This window comes from Archangium sp., assembly GCF_057119385.1.
Map to the genome: position 1 here is coordinate 13,207 of NZ_DBNGVP010000074.1, position 18,008 is coordinate 31,214.

The following is an 18,008-nucleotide window of genomic DNA, read 5'->3' on the forward strand; positions in this document are numbered from 1 at the left end:
CAACCGACCGTCATGGGACGGACAGTGTCATGGAGAAAGGGCGGAACGAAGGGAGGGACGCTATGCTTCCAGACATGGACCAGGACACCGACCCTCGGCAGCGTGAGCGGTACTTCGAGCTGCTGCGCGCCCAATCTCCGGCGGAGCGGCTCCGCAAGGCAGCGGCGCTGACACAAGCGACTCGCTGGATGGCGGAGGTGGGTATCCGTCAGCGCTTCCCGAACGCGGATGAGACCGAGGTGCGGGTGCGGCTGGCCGAGCGCCTCTACGGCCGAGAGATAGCTCGTCGCCTCTTCGGCGCACACGCCGCCCTGCTGCCATGAGCGAGCCGGCTGTCATCCAGGTCGCACTCCAGTGTGCCGAGGCTTTCGAGCAGGTGCATGCGGGCTATTTCCTCGGAGGAAGTCTGGCCAGTTCCCTTCAAGGTGAGCCACGCGCAACCAACGACATCGACTTCGTCGTGGATCTGCAGCCGTCCCAGGTCGACGCATTGAAACAAGCGCTGGGGAGCGACTTCGAGGTCGATGCGGAGGCGCTGCGAGAAGCCGTCATGCGCCGGGCGTCCTGGAACATCTTCCACCTGCCGACGGTGACCAAGGTGGACCTCTTCCTGCTGCGTCCCGGTGCATTCGACAGGAGTGAGTTCTCTCGCCGCCGCCGGGTGGTCCTGGCGGCCGACGGTAAGGGGCTCTACATCAAGAGCCCCGAGGACTCGGTGCTACGAAAGCTGCTGTGGTTCCGAGAGGGAGGAGAAGTCTCCAGTACCCAATGGCGAGACGTGGTGCAGATTCTCCGCCTTGCTGCCGGAGCGCTCGACGGAACATATCTGCGGGAGTGGGCCCGCCAACTCGGTGTACAAGAGTTGCTTGCACGGGCCATGACGGAGGCGGGGTAACACCACACCGGGAATGCCGGGTTGGGCCTATGCGCTCCCGGGCTCCACGTCCGTGTTGATCTCGAATCCATCGGCCAGCGACAACGGGTAGAGGGCCCGGTGGTTGACGTTGGGGTGATACACCGCCAGGTAGACTTCACCGGAGATCCGCACCCAGGCCCGTCTGGGTGGTGCGGGTTGCGCACTCAGCCAGGCCTCGGCTTCCTGGAGCGTGTCGAACGAGGCAACGGCAGCGGGCGGGCTGTCTTGCTCGAGACTGGCGAGGTAGTACTCGAGCTCGCGAGAGGGGGGCAGGTAACGGCCGTTCGTCTCGCGATCATACGCGACGGTGTGGTACCTGCCCGCGATCAGGATGCTGGCACAGTGGGGAGGACTCGGGTGGTTCCTCAGCCAAGCCTCCGCCTGCTCGCGTGTGTCGAAAGAGGCAACCACTCGAGGTGGCTCGTTGGAGTCGAGCTCCCGCGAATAGCGCTTGAAGTCGTCGAGCTGCCCGGTCGAGTCGATGAAGTGGAGCGCGTCGATGATGACCAGGGCAAGCGCTCGCTCTCGCTCTGACTGGGATTCGCCGCGGAGCTGCTCGAAGAAATCCGCTGCCCTGCGTACGAGTTCCTCGGTGGTCGCGGCGAGGCGAGATGGATTTCCGGCCTGGAGCCGCTCACGGTAATCCTCGAAGCGATAGGGTTGACCGGTAGCGGAGATGAAGATCAGGACATCCCTCGCACAACCCAGGATTCGTGCCTGCTCGGGAGACTGCTCCTCCTTCCAATAGCGCCCGACAAGTCCCTGTGCCTCGTTGAGGGTGTCGAGGATCGTCACGGCGACACCTGCGCCGTGGCGGGCCAGTGAGAAAACTCATCGGCTGGATTCTCTAAAACCGTAGACATCGAGCCCGGACTTCACACCCGCGCATCCTTCGGAGTCAACTCCACCTCCGGACAACGCGACTGGGAGTGAAACCAACGCGCCATGGAACCGGGCCGCCATGAGCGGCGGTGGCACGCCTCGCTTCTGGTCCGCCACATCCGCGCATCCTGCACCAACGTCCCCTGGAGTCCACCCGGCCCCGGGGCAACCGAACGTCATGGGACGGACACTGCGTGACCAGGCACGCAAGCCTCCTCGTACCCCCAACGCTCTTCGGCTTCACCCTCGACCAACAACCGCTTCACCTCAGTCCAGGGAGTGGAGGGTGGTACATCCAGGACGATGAGTCCGGGAATGTGACTTCGCTCGCTCAGACACCCCAGCATGGCGAAACGTTCGATGGCCATGGGCACCTCGGCGACGTCATAGAGGAGCAGCCGGAGGGTGGCATGGCCTGAGCGGCGGATGACCCGTCTGAATCGCCACACCCCCTCCTCCGGATCGGCCGCCACCACATCCCCGAGAGCAAGGTCCCAAGCGAAGAAGGGGATGTTGTCCACCTGGAAGAGCCCTCCTTCCGTGGGAAGGACCCACAGGCTTTCCTCGGTCGTGGGTGGATATCCATCCTCATCCTGCTCCAAATGGACGAGCATCTTGACGTGAGCGGTAGAGGGACGCACGGACATGAAAACCTCTCCTCACTCGGTCTTGTCACTCTTCTTGAGATTGCAATCCCTACAAAGAACCTGACCATTATCGAGGAAGGGCATGCGCATGGAGTTGAACGGGCATAGCACAAAGCTGCAGGCGAGCGCCTTGAACGCGGGCCGCGACCGCGACCTGTCCCAGGGACAGTCCTCCATCATTCGGGGGGTACTGCCGGGGTGAAAACACCTCGAAGCCCCGCGCACGCAACCGCGCCTGGACATCCCGCAGCAGGCGCGGGTTCTGGAAACAACCGCCCGAGAGCACCACGCGCGGCAGGCCCACCCGCACCGCGATGGACTCGGCGAGCACGGCCAGCGCGGCATGGAACCGGGCCGCCATGATCGGCGGTGGCACGCCTCGCTTCCGGTCCGCCAGGAGCTCCCGGATGAGCGGCTCCCAATCCGCTACCGCGGGCGCTCCGTCTCCCAGCGGCAGTGGATAGGGCTCCGCCTCCCCTTCCCCCGCCGCGTACTCGAGCGCCATGGCCGCCTGTCCCTCGAAGCCCGCACGCGCGCGAATCCCCGAGAGCGCGGCGACGGCATCGAACAGCCGGCCCATGCTGGTGGTCCTCGGGGACTGCACGCCCCGCTCGAGCATCGTCAGGAGAACCTCTCCCTCACGCGCCGCGAAGGCCTCGCGGAGGTGCTCGACGGCCCCCGCCCCTTCCACCTCGTACAGCAACCCGAGCGCCGCCCGCCTCGGCTCGCGCAGGGCCCGCTCGCCGCCCGGCAGGGAGAAGGGACGCACGTGCGCCACGCGGCGAAACCCGGCCCCCTCGACGACGAGCGCCTCCCCTCCCCACAACGTGCCATCCGTGCCGAGCCCGGCTCCATCCCAGGCGAGGCCGAGCACTGGACCCGAGAGTCCGTGCTCGGCCATGCAGGCCGCCACATGGGCGTGGTGATGCTGCACACGCACGAGCGGCACACCCCATGCGCCCGAGAGCCGCTCGGCGAGCCGCGTGGAGGCGTAGTCCGGATGGAGGTCGCACGCGAGCGCCACCGGACGCGCCTCCAACAACCGCAGCAGATCCTCCACGGTCCGCTCCAGGAGCCGCGAGCCCTCCAGCGAGCCGAGATCCCCGAGGTGCTGGCTCACCACCACCTGCTCGCCCACGCACAGGGCCACCGTGCTCTTCAACTGTCCCCCCAGCCCCAGCAGGCACGGGGCCCCCGGAAGTGGCAGCGGAAGGGGCGCATACCCGCGGGCACGCCGCAGCACCTGCAGCCCCTCGGGCGTCATGCGCGCCACGGAGTCATCCACCGGGCGGACGATGGGCCGGTCATGCATCAGGAAGCAGTCCGCCACCTCGCGCAGCCGCTCCAGGGCCTCCGCCTCGCCGGTGCAGAGGGGCTCGTCGGAGAGGTTCCCGCTGGTGCACACCACGGGGCGGCCCACCGCGTCGAGCAACAACCGGTGCAGCGGCGTATACGGCAGGAGCGCCCCGAGCCAGGGATTGCCGGGGGCCACGTCCTCCACGACGCCCTCCCCCGCCACGCCGGGCGCCCGCCTCCGGAGCAGCAGGATGGGCGCCGCCGAGGAGGTCAGCACCGCCTCTTCCTCCAGGGACACTCCGCACACCGGGCGCAGCGCCTCCAGGGAGGGAAACATCACCGCGAAGGGCTTCTCCGGGCGGTGCTTGCGCTGGCGCAGGAGCCCCACGGCCTCGGGGCTCGTGGCATCCACCAGCAACTGGAAGCCGCCCAGGCCCCGGAGGGCGAGCACCCGGCCCGAGCGCACCGTCTCCGCCGCCTCCCGGAGCGCCGCGTCTCCCTCCGCGAGCCGCGCCCCGTCCGGCGACAGCAGGGACACCCGTGGCCCGCATACCGGGCACGCGATGGGCTGGGCATGGAAGCGCCGGTCCCGCACGTCGCGGTACTCGGCCGCGCAGTCCGCGCAGGGCTCGAAGCGCCGCATGGCCGTGCGCGAGCGGTCGTACGGCAGGGACTCGATGAGCGTCCAGCGAGGCCCGCAGCGCGTGCAGTTGGTGAACGGATAGCGGAAGCGCCGCTCCCCGGGCGAGGCCACTTCCGCCAGACACTCCGGGCAGGTGGCCAGGTCCGCGGGCACGGCCGGCCTCGGAGGAGCCTCCGCGTCGCTCTCGAGAATGTGGAAGGCGTGCTCGTGCTGGAGCGGCACGTCGGAGACGTCGACGCGCGTGAGCCGGGCCGCCGGTGGGGCCTCACTCGCGAGGGCCCTCACGAAATCCTCCACGGCGGTCACGGGCCCTTCCACCTCGATGCGGACCCCATCGGTGCGGTTGCGGACCCAGCCGCCCAGCCCCCGGGCCGTGGCCGCGCCATGGACGAAGGGCCGGAAGCCCACGCCCTGCACCACCCCCTGCACGGTGATGGCCCGCCGCACCATCCCCTACTCCACCTCGATGGAGGTGATGGCGAGCCCCGTCTGTCCGAGCTGCTCCCCCTCGGTGCTCCCACAACCGGGGCACAGCAGCAGGTGGTGCTCGGGGGCATAGGTGCGGCCACACGTCCGGCAACGCGCCTCCACGTGGATGAGGTCCAACAGCAGCCGCGCTCCTTCCGCGCTCGTGCCCCGGGCGTGGGCGGTGAAATGGAAGGACAGGCTGTCGGCGGACAGGGACTCGGTCTCCGCCACCCAGCCCCGCACCACGCGCACGCGCGAGGCCCCCTCGGCCATGGAGCGCTGGAGGACGGTCTCGAGCACCTGCCGGGCAAGCGTGGACTCATGCATGACGGTGCTCCTCGCCGGAAGAGAAGACGGTACGAAGGACCTGCTCGGCGGCGCGCGGGACGGCGGCGGCCACCTCGGGCGAGAGCCCCCGCCGGAAACGCTCCGGCCGGGAGATGCTCACCCCGACGACGCGGATGGACGGCGACACCACCGAGGGCGACAGCAGCCGCGCCAGCGCCACCGCCTGCGCCACCCCGAGCCCGTGCGTGGACATCGTGGAGAGTCCCCGCTGCTCCAGCTCGTCCGGCTCCAGCACGAGCACCTCGCCCGCGGGGGCGGCCAGCACCGCGTCCACCAGCACCACCGGGGCCGGTGTCTCCAGCAGCGGCAGGAGCGCGCTCGGCTCGGGGGCGCACAGCAACTCCAGGTGCCCGGGGGCCCCGCGCGAGCGCAGGTGCTCGATGACGGCGAGCCCCACCTGATCATCGCCGGCCGCCGCCTGCCCGAGTCCGATGACGCGTATCCGTCCGCTCATGTCCGCTCCACCTTCAGGGTGAGGAAGTGCGTCGCGCAGGAGATGCACGGGTCGTGGTTGCGGATGGCCTGCTCGGCCAGCCGGGTGGCCTCCGCATGGGCCCGCGAGGCGAGCTGGGGCGCCAGCTCGCGCAGATCGTCCTCGATGGAGAGCTGATTCTGCGAGGTGGGCGGGACGATGCGGGCGTCCAGGATGGCGCCGTCCGCGTCGAGCGTGTAGCGGTGGTAGAGCAACCCGCGCGGGGCCTCGGTGGCGCCGTAGCCCGTGGCGGCCCGGGGCGGCGTGTCCACGTGGGGCACCGTGGGCTCCGCGTACTCCTCGATGAGGCGGATGGCCTCGGTGAAGGCCTGGAGCATCTCCACCAGCCGCACGAGCAGCGCGCGGAAGGGATTGCGGCACGGCACGGACAGCCCCACCCTCCGGGCGGCCTCCTGCACCGAGGGATGCAGCCTGTCGAAGTTGAGGTTGAAGCGGGCCAGCGGGCCGCACAGGTAGGCGCCCCGCCCCACGCGCCGCGCGTGCAGCGCATGCGTGTACGGCACCTGCTCCTCCACGAAGTGCGCGTCCCACTCGCGCACGTCGATGTCCAGCCCCTCCGAGGACACCACCCGTCCCCCGGTGATCGGGTACTCGCTCGGGTGGCGCAGCGAGACGAACTCGTAGGCGCGCTCCAGCTCCGGAAAGGGGAAGCGGGCCATCCACTCCAGTGACTCGGCGGTGGCGTCGCGGCCCCAGCGCAGCTCGGGGAGGAGCGGCTCCAGCTCGGCGCGGGTGGGGGCCTTGTAGAAGCCGCCCACGCGCACGTTGATGGGGTGGATGGACCTGCCGCCCATGAGGGCGACGAGCGAGTTGCCCGCCTTCTTGATGCGCAGGCCCCGCTGCACCCACTCGCCATGCTGCTTCGCCATGGAGAGCGCGTCCGGGTAGCCGAGGAAGTCCGGCGCGTGCAGCAGGAAGACATGCAGCCCGTGACTCTCAATCCACTCGCCGCAATAGAGGAGGCGGCGCAGCGAGCGGAGCGGCCCCTCCACCGTCACGCCCAGCGCGTCCTCCACGGCGAGACAGGCGCTCATCAGGTACGCCACCGGGCAGATGCCGCAGATGCGCGAGGTGATGTCGGGCGCCTCCAGGTACGAGCGCCCGCGCAGCAGGGCCTCGAAGAAGCGGGGCGGCTCGAAGATGGCCAGGCGCACGTCCGTGGCCTTGTCGCCCTCCAGCCGGACCGTGAGCGAGGCCTCGCCCTCCACGCGCGTGAGGTAGTTCACATCGAGGGTGCGCGTCTTATTCGTCATGGCGCTCGCTCTCCTCGCGGAAGGCGGGGGCATTGGCGTTGAAGTTGCGGAAGGAGCGGACGAGCTCCGTCTCCGAGCACCCCGCCGCCTGGAAGGCCCGCGCCAGCGAGGGCGTGTTGGGCACCTCCATGGGCCCGAAGCAGCCGTAGCAGCCGCGGTGGTACGTGGGGCAGAGGGCACCACAGCCGGCGTGGGTCACCGGCCCCAGACAAGGCGTGCCCGTCACCATCACACACACGTTGCCGCGCAGCTTGCACTCCACGCACACGCTGTGCGCCGGGATGTTGGGCCGCCGCCCGTTGAGGAAGGCGCTGAGCACCTCCAGCAACTGCCGCTTGTCGATGGGGCAGCCCCGCAGCTCGAAGTCCACGGGCACGTGGTCCGCGATGGCGGTGGAGGTGGCCAGCGTCTCGATGTACTCGGGCTTCGCGTAGACGGTGGAGAGGAACTCGCGCACGTCCCGGAAGTTGCGCAGCGCCTGGATGCCGCCCGCCGTGGCGCACGCCCCGATGCTCACCATGTACCGGGACACGCGCCGCACCTCGCGGATGCGCTCGGCGTCCGCGGGGGTGGTGATGGAGCCATCCACGAGCGACACGTCGTAGGGCCCCTTCAGCGCCGTGCTGGTGGCCTCGGCGAAGTACGCGAAGCGCATGGCATCCGCCAGCGCGAGCAGCTCGTCCTCCATATCCAACACGGTGAGCTGGCACCCGTCGCACGAGGCGAACTTCCACACGGCGAGCGAGGGTCTCTTCCGGCGGGCCATCTCACACCTCGCGGAGGTTGATGAAGGGGCGGAGCCGGTCGTAGGAGAGCACCGGCCCGTCCTTGCACACGAAGAGCGGGACGAGCTGGCAGTGGCCGCAGAAGCCCACCGCGCACTTCATGTTGCGCTCCAGGGACAGGTGGATGCGCGAGTCGGGCACGCCCTGGCGCTCCAGCTCGCGCACGGTGAAGCGCATCATCACCTCGGGCCCGCACATCAGGGCCACGGTGCGCGACGGCTCCATCTCCACGTCCCGCAGCAGCGCGGGCACCACGCCCACGTGGCCCTTCCACTCAGGGCCCGCCTGGTCCACGGTGACGAGCACCTTCAACCGGGGGTCCGCCCGCCAGCGGTCCAGCTCGCGGCGGTACAGCAGCCCCTCCGGCGTGCGAGCCCCCACCAACACGGACACCCGGCCGTACGCCTCGCGGTGGCGCAGCAGGTGGAGGATGGCGGAGCGCAGCGGGGCGAGTCCGAGCCCTCCGGCCACCACCACCACGTCCAGGCCCCGCGCCTGCTCCAGGGGCCACGGCCGGCCATAGGGGCCTCGCACCCCCATCCGCCCTCCCCGGCCCACGCGGCGGAGCGCCTCGGTGACGGAGCCCACCGTGCGAATCGTGTGGAGCAGCTCGCCCGGGCGCGCCGGGTCTCCGCTGATGGAGATGGCCACCTCCCCCACCCCGAAGGCATACAGCATGTTGAACTGGCCCGGCTGGAAGGGAAAACCCCCGGGACGATCCGACACATCCAGCGACACGGTGAACGTGTCCGCCGTCTCGCGGCGGAGGCTCCGCACGCGCAGGGGCTCGGGCATCATCGGGCCGCCTCGTAAACATCCAACCGCTGCATGCGGACGCGCTCCAGGCGCTCGTAGAGCTGGCGCAGCAGGCGCATGGCCAGGGCGGGCTCCAGCACGGGGTGCTCGGGACTGGGGCCGCGCAGGCACGCGGCGCCGAGCGCGAAGGCCTCCACGGGCTCCACGGCCCGCGCGTCCAGGTGCCAGCGGTAGGGAGGAAAGAGCCAGGACAATCCGAGGATGTCGCCGGCCTTCAGAGACTCGAGCTGGCGGGGCCCCTGCCCGGGAACGGTCAGTTCCAGCGACACGCGGCCGGAGCGCAGCAGGAAGAGCGAGTGGGCCTCGTCCCCCTCGCGCAGCAGCAAGGCGCCCGCGGGGAAGGACACCTCGCGCACGTCACAGGCAATGGCCTTCACCTGCTCGGGGGACAGTCCGCGCAGGAAGGGGTGCTCCTCGAGGGGCGGCAGCGGGGAAGCCATGGGTCGTCTCCTGTCACGCGCCGGGCCGGGCCCCGTCGGTGGCGCGGATGGCGGCCACCTCCTCGGTGATGTCGATGCCCACCGGGCACCAGGTGATGCAGCGCCCGCAGCCGGTGCACCCCGAGGTGCCGAATTGATCCCACCAGCTCGCGACCTTGTGCGTGAGCCACTGCCGGTAGCGCGAGCGGGTGGCGTGACGGACGCTGCCGCCGTGCAGGTGCGAGTGGTCCAGGGTGAAGCACGAGTCCCAGCGCCGCCAGCGCTCGGCCACGCCGCCGAGCAGGTCCGTCGTGTCCTCCACCGTGGAGCAGAAGCAGGTGGGGCACACCAGGGTGCAGTTGGTGCAGCCCAGGCAGCGCTCGGCCACGTTGTCCCAACGCGGGTGCTCCAGGTTGCGGTAGAGCAGCTCCTTGATGTCCGTGGTGTCCATGGCGCGGCCCATGCTCCGGGCGGTGCGCTCCACCACCGCGTCCGCGGCCCGTGCGTCCGGCTCCCCGGCGGGCACGGCGCCCACGCGTGCCAGCAACGCCGCGCCACGCTCGCTGCCCGGCTCCGCGAGGAAACGGTGTCCCCCCTCGAGCAGCTCGGTGAGGGCCACGTCGAAGCCGGAGGTGACGCGGGGGCCGGTCTTCATCGAGACACAGAAGCAGGTGCCTCCCGCCTGCCCGCAGTTCACCGCCACCACGAAGAGCCGCTCGCGGCGCGCCGCGTAGTCCGGATCCTTGTAGGGCCCCTCCAGGAAGGTGCGGTCCTGGACGGCGATGGCGTGCAGGTCACACGAGCGCGCGCCGATGAGCGCCAGCCGGGGCGGCTCGGTGGACTCCGGCTCCACCTGGAAGCCCTCCTCCTGGCGGTGCGCCCGGAAGAGCCGCAGCTTCGGGAGGAAGAGCAGATGCTTCCAGGACCTGGGGCCCACCGAATAGCCGAAGAGCGCTCCATCCTCGCGCCGGGCCAGCCGGTAGGTGCCCGCTTCCTGCACCTCCGTCATGCCCCGGGGCAGATCCACCACTCCGCGGATCTCCGCGTGGTCGATGGCACCGTCCCGCACGGTGGGGCCCATCAACCGCCAGCCATCGCCCCGCAGTGCCACCAACAGGGCCTCCAATCCCTCCACGGACAGGACAAAGCGCTCCTTCACGGCTTCAGGCATACGGCCTCCGGGAACCGAGGACTCGGGTGCGCGGCCCGGCAGCCTAGGCACCGGCCCCGTGCGCTCGCGAGCGACGGCGGGCCCGCCCGTCATCCGGCGAACGCTCGCGGCCTCTCCCTTCACTCACTGGACGTCCGCCTCGTCCCTCCGGGCAGGGCCCGCGCGCCCGAGCTGGAGGCTTCCTCCCTCCCGCGGCCTACTCCACCCGCCGCGGGGTATAGGCCACGCCGTCCTTCACGCTCGCACCGGGGTGGACGATCACCTGGGCTCCGGGCTCGAGCCCCTCGAGGATCTGCGCCCGGAGCCCGTTGCGCTGCCCCACCTTCACCTGCCGCAGCCGCACCCTGCCCGCGTCCGCGACGAACACGGCCCAGCCCTCGCCCCGGCGGAACAGCGCGTTCTCCGGCACGCTGACGACGTCCTGGCCTTCCCACAGCGTCATCCGCGTCTGCACCCGGAAGCCATCTCCCAGCGAGGCCCGCCGCTCCAATGGCTCCTCCAGCGAGGTGATGACGTTGACCCGCTGCTCCTCCACGCCCAGCGCGGACGTCTCCGTGAAGGCCGAGGGCTCCACGCGCAGCACCTTGCCCTCCAACGGGTAGCCCCCTCCCCACTGCAGGATGCGCACCCGGGACCCGGGCTCCAGACGGACCGCGTCCTCCGTCAGCACGTCCGTCACCACCTCGAGCCGCCGCGGGTCCCCCACCTCCATCAGGGGCGCCCCGGCCGCCACCGTGCCCTCGCTCTCCTGCGTCACCTTCAACACCCAGCCGTCCACCGGTGAGCGGACCTCCAGCACCTCGTCGTTCCCCCCGCCCGAGCCGCCTACGCCCTGGCCCTCGGCCCGCATGCGCAGGAGGGCCGCGCGAGCCCCCGCCAGCTCCTGATCGGCCACGCGCACCCCGGCCCGCGCCGAGGCCAGCGCCTGCGCGCGCGTGCGCACCTCCGTCTCCGCCTCCTCCAGCGTGCGCGAGGGGATGACGCCCGCCTTCGCCAGCGTCCGCTGCCGCTTCAGCTCCGAGCGCGCGAAGTTCAGCGCCTCGTTCGCCCGCGCCAGCTCGGCCCGTGCCTGCCGGCTCGCCGCCCGCGCCGCCCCCACCCGCGCCTCCGCCTGCGCCCGGCTGCGGGGATCCAACAACTGCGGCTCCAGCGCCGTCAGCCGCGCCACCGTCCGCCCCGCCTTCACCTCGTCCCCGGGCTCCAGGGTGATGCGCTCCAGGTGCCCGCCCAGCGGCGCCGAGAGCACATACCGCTCCTTCACCCGCGTCCTTCCCGGCTCGGTGACGGTCACCTCGAAGGGGCCCCGCTCCACCGGCGCCAGCTCCACCTCCACCGGCTTGGGCAGGAAGGCCCGCACGAGGCTCCCCACCAGCAGGAGGGCCAGCAGCACCAGGAGTCCTCTCTTCACCCATTTCATCGCGCGCCCCCTACTCCCGCGTCTTCAACACGCCGATGAGATCCAGATGATCCAACCGCCGCCGCACCAGCAGCGCGCTCAGCAGTCCGGCGCCCAGCACCACCAGCACGGCGAAGGCCGAGGAGGCGGGGGTGATGAAGGTGGGCAGGCGGATCATCTCGGTGTCCACCAACGCGGAGGACATGGCCCGGGCGATCCACCGCCCCAGCAGGAGCCCCACCGGCAGCGCCAGCAACAGGCTCACCGCCAGCTCTCCCAGCAGCACCCAGGAGATCTCCCGGCGGGTGAAGCCGAGCACCCGCAGCGTGGCCAGGTCCCTGGCCCTCACCGCGAGCGTCACCCGGGCATTGTTGTAGACGATGCCCACCGAGATGATCACCGCGAAGATGGAGAACGCCAGGGTGAAGACGAGCAGGACCTGGGCGTTGGTCTCCTCGAAGTGCTGCCGCGCCAGCTCCTTGCGCGCGACGCCCAGGATGCCGGGCAGCTGCTTGAGACGGGCCTGGAGCGCGTCGAGCTGGAGAGGATCCACCCACAGGGTGGCGGCGGAGACGGTCCGCTCCTCCCCCAGCAGCCGCGCCATCGCGTCCAGATCCATGTAGGCCGACAGGCCGATCCAATCATCCACCAGCCGCGCCACGCGCACCTGGAGCACCTGCCGCTCGCCCTCGAGCACGTGCATCCACACGGTGTCTCCCGCCTCCACGCCCAGGCGCCGGGCCAGCTCGCTCCCGAGGATCAGTCCGCCCCCCTCCAGGGGCACCTCGCGCAGCTTCGAGTCCAGCACCCGCCGGTGCGCTCCTCCCGCGGGCAGTCCGGACACCACCACCTCCCGGCTGAGCGGCCCCGCCTCCAACCGCACCGGCAGCTCGCGCAGGGGCTCGCCGTGCCGCACCCCCGGGAGTTGCTCCAGCTCGTGGACGGCCCGCGCCGGCACCGGCTCGCGGAAGACGACCACCAGGTCCTCCCGCTGGACGAGCTCGTACTGCACATCCATCACGTAGCAGACGGAGTCCACGAAGTAGCGGGTGACGGCGGGAATGCTCACGGCCAGGGCGATGCCCAGCACGGACATCATCAGCCGCAGCGGGCGGCGCTCCAGGTCGCGCAGCACCATGCGCCCGCTCTGCGAGAGCATCCGGTGCAACCCCATCCGCTCCAGCACGGTGGGGCGGTAGCGGGGCGGCGACTCGGGCCGCATGGCCTCCGCGGGCGGCAACCGCACCGCCCGGCCCACCGAGCTCAACGCCCCCAGCGCCGCGGCCAGGGCGTTCAACGCCACCGCGCCCGCCACCGTCCTCCACTCCAGCCGGTAGACGAACACCGGGAAGTGGAACACGTCCATGTACACGCCCGTGTAGAGCCGCCCCAGCCACGTCCCCAGCCCCACCCCCACCCCGGCCCCCAGGCCCACCACCCCCAGCACCAGCTTCAGGTAGTGCCACCCCACCCGCGCGTTCGAGTACCCCACGGCCTTGAGCGCGGCGATCTGCTCGCGCTGGATGCCCACCAGCCTCGACAGCACCACGTTGACGAGGAAGGCCGCCACGGCCATGAAGATGAGTGGCATCACCCGGGCCTCGACCTCCAGGCCCTCCAGCTCGCCCTCCACGATGCGGTGGGACAGCTGCTGGTCACGTCCGTACGCGCCCACGCCGCCATGGGGCGCGAGCACCCGGTCCACCGCGTCCAGCACATCCTCCGTCCGGGCCCCGGGAGCCAGCCGGAAGACCACGTCGTTGAAGGCCCCCTCCATGTGGAAGGCCGGCGCCATCACCTCGCGATCCATCCAGAAGACGCCGAAGTGCCGCTCATCGTCGTTGAGCCCTCCGGGCGCCGCGGCGTAGATGTACTCGGGAGACAGGGCCACCCCCACCACGCGCAGCTCCGCCCGCCGGCCGCCCAGCACCGCGACCACGGCGTCTCCCGGCTCCAGCCGGTGCGCTTTGGCGAAGGCCTCGCTCACCAGCACCTCGTGGGCCTGGCCCGGCGCCACCCTGCGGCCGCGCAACACGTCCAACCGGTTGAGCCGCGGCCCCTGCCCTCCCGGGATGGAGACGATCCGCCCCGACACCGGCTCGGCCATGCCCGGCATGTCCAGCAGCACCTCCTCCACCAGCCGCGCCTCCACCTCGGCCACGCCCGGCAGCGTCTCCAGCTCCGCCAGCACCCGCTCCGGCGCGCGCTCCAGGCGGGCGAACACGTCCGCGAAGCGCGAGCCCTCGTAGTACACACGTTGCGAGGCGGCCATGGACTGGTACGTGCTCAGCGCCGTCACGTAGACGGCGATGCCCGCGGCCACCACCAGGGCCACGGTGAACACCTGCCCCTTGAGGAGCCCCAGATCCCTCAGCAGCTTGCGATCGAGCGCCTTCACGGTGGAAGGAAGATGTTCACTGAAGAGCCCTCCGGCTCCTGCGCTCCGGGGAGGGAAACACGCTCAATGGCGCACAGCCGCGCTACACTCGCCCGCCGTGCCAGCGGACGACACCCGGAGACCGGAGCCCACGGCTTCACCCGACGCGCAGTGGGGCAAGGGGACACGCGCCCACGAGGAGCGCATCTTCCTGGAAGGAGCACGGCCCCGCGGGTCGGAGCTGGCCCGGGCGTTGCGCATCTTCGGCGAGTGCATCAAGGGCTTCCGCACGCTGCACTTCGTGGGCCCGTGCGTGACGGTGTTCGGCTCGGCGCGCTTCGGCCCGGAGCATGGGGCCTACGAGCAGGCGCGGCGCATGGGAGCGGAGATGGCCCGGCAGGGCTTCACGGTGATGACGGGCGGCGGGCCCGGCATCATGGAGGCGGCGAACCGGGGGGCGCGCGAGGCGGGCGGCCGCTCGGTGGGCTGCAACATCCAGCTGCCCCATGAGCAGAAGCCCAACGCGTACCTCGATACCTTCGTCGAGTTCCGTTACTTCTTCGTCCGCAAGCTGATGCTGGTGAAGTACTCGTACGCCTTCGTGGCCTTCCCGGGCGGCTTCGGGACGATGGATGAGATCTTCGAGACGGCGGTGCTCATCCAGACGGGGAAGATCCGCGGCTTCCCGCTGGTGTTGATGGGCCGGGACTACTGGCAGCCGCTGGTGGACTTCCTGCGCGGGACGATGCTGGCCGCGGGGGCCATCGACGCGGAGGACGTGAAGCGGCTCGTCATCACGGACTCGGTGGAGGAGGCGGCCGGGTACATCCGCGAGTGCATCGGGGCGAGACCGGAGTTGCTGCGTGCCGGACCCCGGCGGAGCAGGCTGCTCGGCGAGCGCTGAACCGGGCCCGGAGCGGCACGGCGGGGAGCCCTCCCGGGCGGGGTGCCCGCTCCGGCCACACGTCCCATGCTTCCTCGAGCACCCGCTCGGCATGGCATGAAGCTCCACCCCCTCACCTTCCTCCAGGAGTACCGGGCCGAGCGCGCCATCGCCTCGCTGCGCCAGTTGGAGACGCCCGTCGTGCTCACCGGCGCGCAACTGCGGCGGCTGTCGGACTCCCAGCGGCCCTCGGGCCAGCTCCTCTTCGGCACGGCCGCGCTGCCGGCGTCCGTGTGGCTGTTCATCCTCCCCTTCGCGGCCGGGATGCTGCTGCTGGAGGAGGCGCGCAAGGCCTGGGTGCGCCGCACGGGCCTCGCGCCTCGCGCCGTGCGCTCCCCCCCGCGGGCCCGGGTGTTCGGACTGCTCGCGGCGGGACTGCTGGCCGCGTCCGGCGCCCGGGCCAAGGCGCCTGCCGAGCCGGTGGAGCTGGAGGTCTTCGTCCGCGAGGGGTGTCCGCGCTGTGAGGACGCGAAGCGGTTTCTCTCCCAGCTCCAGGCCGAGCGGCCCGGGCTCCAGGTGCATTACCGCGACGTGGTGAGGGACCCCGAGGCACTCGCCCGGCTCCAGGAGCTGGCCGGACAGCGGCCCGCGGGAGGTCTCGGCGTGCCGGCCTTCCACGTGGCGGGGCGGCTGCTGGTCGGCTTCAACGGCCCCGAGACGACGGGCCGGCAGCTCGTGGCCCTCCTCGAGGGACAGGCCCCCGGAGCGCCGGACGCGGCCGTGTGTCCGGTGGGCGGGGAAGCCCCCGGGTGTCCACCCGGGGGGCCACTGGACTCCATCGAAGCGCCCTGGGTGGGCCGGGTGAGCCTGAAGGACTGGGGCCTGCCCGCCTTCACCCTCCTCATCGGTCTGCTGGACGGATTCAACCCGTGCGCCATGTGGGTGCTGCTGTTCCTGCTCTCGCTGCTCGTCAACCTGCGCAGCCGGCGGAAGATGCTCGCCGTGGCGGGCACCTTCGTGCTCACCAGCGGGCTCGTCTACTTCGCCTTCATGGCGGCGTGGCTCAACGTCTTCCTGTACCTGGGCCTCTCGCGCCTCACGCAGGTGGTGCTGGGAGCGGTGGCGCTCGTCATCGGCGTGCTCAACGTGAAGGACTTCCTGGCATTCAAGCGCGGGCCCTCCCTCTCCATCCCCGAGAGCGCGAAGCCGGGCCTGTATGCCCGCGTGCGGCGGCTCCTCCAGGCGAGGTCGCTGCTGCCCGCCCTCGGCGGCGTGGTGGTGCTCGCCTTCCTCGTCAACCTCGTCGAGCTGGCCTGCACCGCGGGCCTCCCCGCCGTCTATACCGAGCTGCTCGTCCTCCAGCACCTGCCCACCTGGGGGTACTACGGGTACCTCGCCCTCTACAACGTGGCCTACATCCTCGACGACTCGGTGATGGTCCTCCTCGCCGTGGTGACGCTCGGGCACCACAAGCTCCAGGAGCGCGCCGGGCGCTGGCTCAAGCTGCTCAGCGGCTCGGTGATGGTGCTGCTGGGGTTGCTGCTGCTGCTGCGCCCCCAGTGGCTTACGTTCTAGTCAGGGGCCCGGCGAGGAACAGGAGGCGCATCATGGACGCGGCACGCAAGGCAGTGGTGATCGGCACCGGCGCTGGAGGCCTCGCGGCGGCGGGCTTCCTCGCGCGCTCCGGCTTCGACGTCACGGCCCTGGAGCAGGGTCCTCACCTCGGGGGCAGCCTCGCGCCCTTCGAGCGCCAGGGCTTCACCTTCGATGTCGGCATCCACTACGTCGGCCAGTGCGGTCCGGGTCAGTTCATGTCCAGGCAGCTCGCGGCCCTGGGACTCGACAGCTCGGCCCTCTTCAGCGAGCTCGAGCCCGACGGCTTCGACATCTACCGCTTCCCGGACTTCGAGGTGCGCAACTGCAAGGGGCTCGAGCGCTTCCATGCGCGTCTCCAGGCGCTCTTCCCGGAAGAGGAGGCGGGGCTGGCCGGGGTCTTCGGACTCCTGGGGCGCGTGCGGCAATTGATGGCGCTCGGCGTGCGGCCCCACGACGGAAGGCTCCATGCGTCGGACCTGGCGCCCCTGCGGGCCGTGCCCGCGCTGTGGCACTGGAACCGGAGGACGTGGGGCGAGCTCCTCCAGCACCACCTGAAGGACGAGCGGGCGCGGGCGGCGCTGTCCGCCATGTGCTTTGACTGGGGCCTGCCCCCGGGCCGGGTGGCGGCGCTGGCGGCACTCGGCATCATCGCGGACTATTCCGACGGGGCGTACTTCCCCAGGGGCGGCGGCGGTGCCCTGCTCCAGGCCCTGGTGGACGCCGCGCGGGGGCACGGCGTCACGTTCCGCACCCACGCCGCGGCCCGGCGCATCCTCGTCTCTCAGGGGCACGTCACGGGTGTGGAGCTGGAGGACGGAGAGCCCTTCGAGGCGGACGTCGTCGTGTCCGACGTGGATCCCACCGTGACGCTGGGCCACCTCGTCGGGCCCGAGCACCTGCCCGCGAGGCTCCGCGCGCGCGTGGCCCGCACCGAGCCCTCGTTGGGAATGGCCGTCGTCTACCTGGGCCTGCGCCGCGACCTGCGCCAGCATGGCATGAGCGCCGCGAACCTCTGGAGCCACCCGGCCACGGACCTCGATGGCCAGTTCGAGCCGCTCGGCCGGGGCGAGCTGCCGCCGGAGCTGTCGCTCTTCCTCTCGTCCAACTCGCTCAAGGACCCCACGGGCTCCCTGGCGCCGCCCGGGTGCTCGACGCTGGAGGTGGTGACGTTCGTCCCCGAGGCGATGTTCGAGCGCTGGGCCTCCCTGCCGGCCGGCGCGCGGGGAGAGGACTACCCTGCGTTCAAGGAGCGACTCGCGGACCGGATGCTGGATGAGGTGGAGGCGCGCTTCCCAGGCCTCGTCGGGGACATCGCCGTGCGGGAGGTGGCCACGCCGCTCACCTGGCTGGATTCGCTGCGCGCGCCGCATGGAGGCGTGTACGGCCCCGCGATGACGCCGCGGCAGGCCGGACTCCACCGCTTCCGCACGCGCACGCCCGTGGAAGGCCTCTTCCTGGCCGGCCAGGGTGTGCTGTCGATGGGAATCTCTCCGGTGCTGCTGTCCGGAAGGCTCGCCGCGCATGCCGCCGAGCACTACACCGGGAAGCGCGGCCGGCTCCGCCACCACCTGGGCGAGGGACGGGCGTGGTACTCCGAGGCGGATGCCCCTCCCTTCTGA

The 18,008-nt window shown here is 71.1% G+C and carries 17 protein-coding genes; 5 read left to right on the forward strand and 12 right to left on the reverse strand.

Features of this window, described 5'->3' with window-relative positions; translation table 11 throughout:
• The first annotated feature begins 62 nt into the window (after positions 1 to 62).
• Positions 63 to 323, forward strand: coding sequence for a hypothetical protein (locus AC16DP_RS17410; protein WP_329727015.1), 261 nt, complete (start codon positions 63 to 65; stop codon positions 321 to 323).
• Positions 320 to 895 carry a hypothetical protein gene (locus tag AC16DP_RS17415; RefSeq protein WP_329727016.1) on the forward strand — a complete coding sequence of 192 codons (576 nt, stop codon included), beginning with the start codon at positions 320 to 322 and terminating at the stop codon, positions 893 to 895. The genes AC16DP_RS17410 and AC16DP_RS17415 overlap by 4 nt, the downstream gene beginning before the upstream one ends.
• Before the next feature lie 27 nt (positions 896 to 922).
• Here AC16DP_RS17415 and AC16DP_RS17420 read toward each other — a convergent pair whose 3' ends face one another.
• From AC16DP_RS17420 to AC16DP_RS17475, 12 genes are all read right to left on the reverse strand, one after another.
• A complete protein-coding gene (locus tag AC16DP_RS17420) occupies positions 923 to 1,711 on the reverse strand; it encodes a hypothetical protein (RefSeq protein WP_329727017.1) in 789 nt (262 codons plus the stop codon).
• Positions 1,712 to 1,974: 263 nt separating this feature from the next.
• Positions 1,975 to 2,445 carry a DUF4265 domain-containing protein gene (locus tag AC16DP_RS17425; protein ID WP_329727018.1) on the reverse strand — a complete coding sequence of 157 codons (471 nt, stop codon included), beginning with the start codon at positions 2,443 to 2,445 and terminating at the stop codon, positions 1,975 to 1,977.
• Between the two features lie 67 nt (positions 2,446 to 2,512).
• Positions 2,513 to 4,834 (reverse strand): carbamoyltransferase HypF, encoded by a 2,322-nt coding sequence (hypF, locus tag AC16DP_RS17430; protein ID WP_329727019.1) that lies wholly within the window; start codon positions 4,832 to 4,834, stop codon positions 2,513 to 2,515.
• 3 nt (positions 4,835 to 4,837) lie between these two features.
• On the reverse strand, positions 4,838 to 5,179 hold the full coding sequence (locus tag AC16DP_RS17435) for a hydrogenase maturation nickel metallochaperone HypA/HybF (RefSeq protein ID WP_329727020.1): 342 nt from the start codon (positions 5,177 to 5,179) through the stop codon (positions 4,838 to 4,840).
• Positions 5,172 to 5,654 (reverse strand): hydrogenase maturation protease, encoded by a 483-nt coding sequence (locus AC16DP_RS17440; RefSeq protein ID WP_329727021.1) that lies wholly within the window; start codon positions 5,652 to 5,654, stop codon positions 5,172 to 5,174. Before AC16DP_RS17440 ends, AC16DP_RS17435 begins: the two co-directional genes overlap by 8 nt.
• The gene (locus AC16DP_RS17445; RefSeq protein ID WP_329727022.1) at positions 5,651 to 6,946 is read right to left on the reverse strand and encodes a Ni/Fe hydrogenase subunit alpha; all 1,296 of its coding nucleotides are present in this window, start codon (positions 6,944 to 6,946) and stop codon (positions 5,651 to 5,653) included. Before AC16DP_RS17445 ends, AC16DP_RS17440 begins: the two co-directional genes overlap by 4 nt.
• Positions 6,936 to 7,712, reverse strand: a complete 777-nt coding sequence (locus AC16DP_RS17450) for an NADH-quinone oxidoreductase subunit B family protein (protein WP_329727023.1) — start codon at positions 7,710 to 7,712, stop codon at positions 6,936 to 6,938. The genes AC16DP_RS17445 and AC16DP_RS17450 overlap by 11 nt, the downstream gene beginning before the upstream one ends.
• 1 nt (position 7,713) lies before the next feature.
• Entirely contained in the window at positions 7,714 to 8,529 is an 816-nt protein-coding gene (locus tag AC16DP_RS17455; protein ID WP_329727024.1) for an FAD/NAD(P)-binding protein, read from the reverse strand.
• Positions 8,526 to 8,987 carry a cyclic nucleotide-binding domain-containing protein gene (locus AC16DP_RS17460; protein ID WP_329727025.1) on the reverse strand — a complete coding sequence of 154 codons (462 nt, stop codon included), beginning with the start codon at positions 8,985 to 8,987 and terminating at the stop codon, positions 8,526 to 8,528. Before AC16DP_RS17460 ends, AC16DP_RS17455 begins: the two co-directional genes overlap by 4 nt.
• A 13-nt stretch (positions 8,988 to 9,000) precedes the next feature.
• Complete coding sequence (locus AC16DP_RS17465; RefSeq protein WP_329727026.1) at positions 9,001 to 10,137, reverse strand: 4Fe-4S dicluster domain-containing protein; 1,137 nt, start codon at positions 10,135 to 10,137, stop codon at positions 9,001 to 9,003.
• A 196-nt stretch (positions 10,138 to 10,333) separates the two neighbouring features.
• Entirely contained in the window at positions 10,334 to 11,545 is a 1,212-nt protein-coding gene (locus tag AC16DP_RS17470; RefSeq protein WP_329727027.1) for an efflux RND transporter periplasmic adaptor subunit, read from the reverse strand.
• A 19-nt stretch (positions 11,546 to 11,564) separates the two neighbouring features.
• Positions 11,565 to 13,931 (reverse strand): FtsX-like permease family protein, encoded by a 2,367-nt coding sequence (locus AC16DP_RS17475; RefSeq protein ID WP_329727028.1) that lies wholly within the window; start codon positions 13,929 to 13,931, stop codon positions 11,565 to 11,567.
• A 97-nt stretch (positions 13,932 to 14,028) separates the two neighbouring features.
• Between AC16DP_RS17475 and AC16DP_RS17480 the strand changes: the two genes are divergently transcribed.
• The 3 genes from AC16DP_RS17480 (at position 14,029) to AC16DP_RS17490 (ending at position 18,008) form a co-directional block, all read left to right on the forward strand.
• Positions 14,029 to 14,814, forward strand: coding sequence for an LOG family protein (locus AC16DP_RS17480; protein ID WP_329727029.1), 786 nt, complete (start codon positions 14,029 to 14,031; stop codon positions 14,812 to 14,814).
• A 96-nt stretch (positions 14,815 to 14,910) separates the two neighbouring features.
• A complete protein-coding gene (locus AC16DP_RS17485) occupies positions 14,911 to 16,368 on the forward strand; it encodes a glutaredoxin family protein (RefSeq protein WP_329727030.1) in 1,458 nt (485 codons plus the stop codon).
• Between the two features lie 32 nt (positions 16,369 to 16,400).
• Positions 16,401 to 18,008: a phytoene desaturase family protein gene (locus AC16DP_RS17490; protein WP_329727031.1), complete on the forward strand. Its 1,608-nt coding sequence runs from the start codon at positions 16,401 to 16,403 to the stop codon at positions 18,006 to 18,008.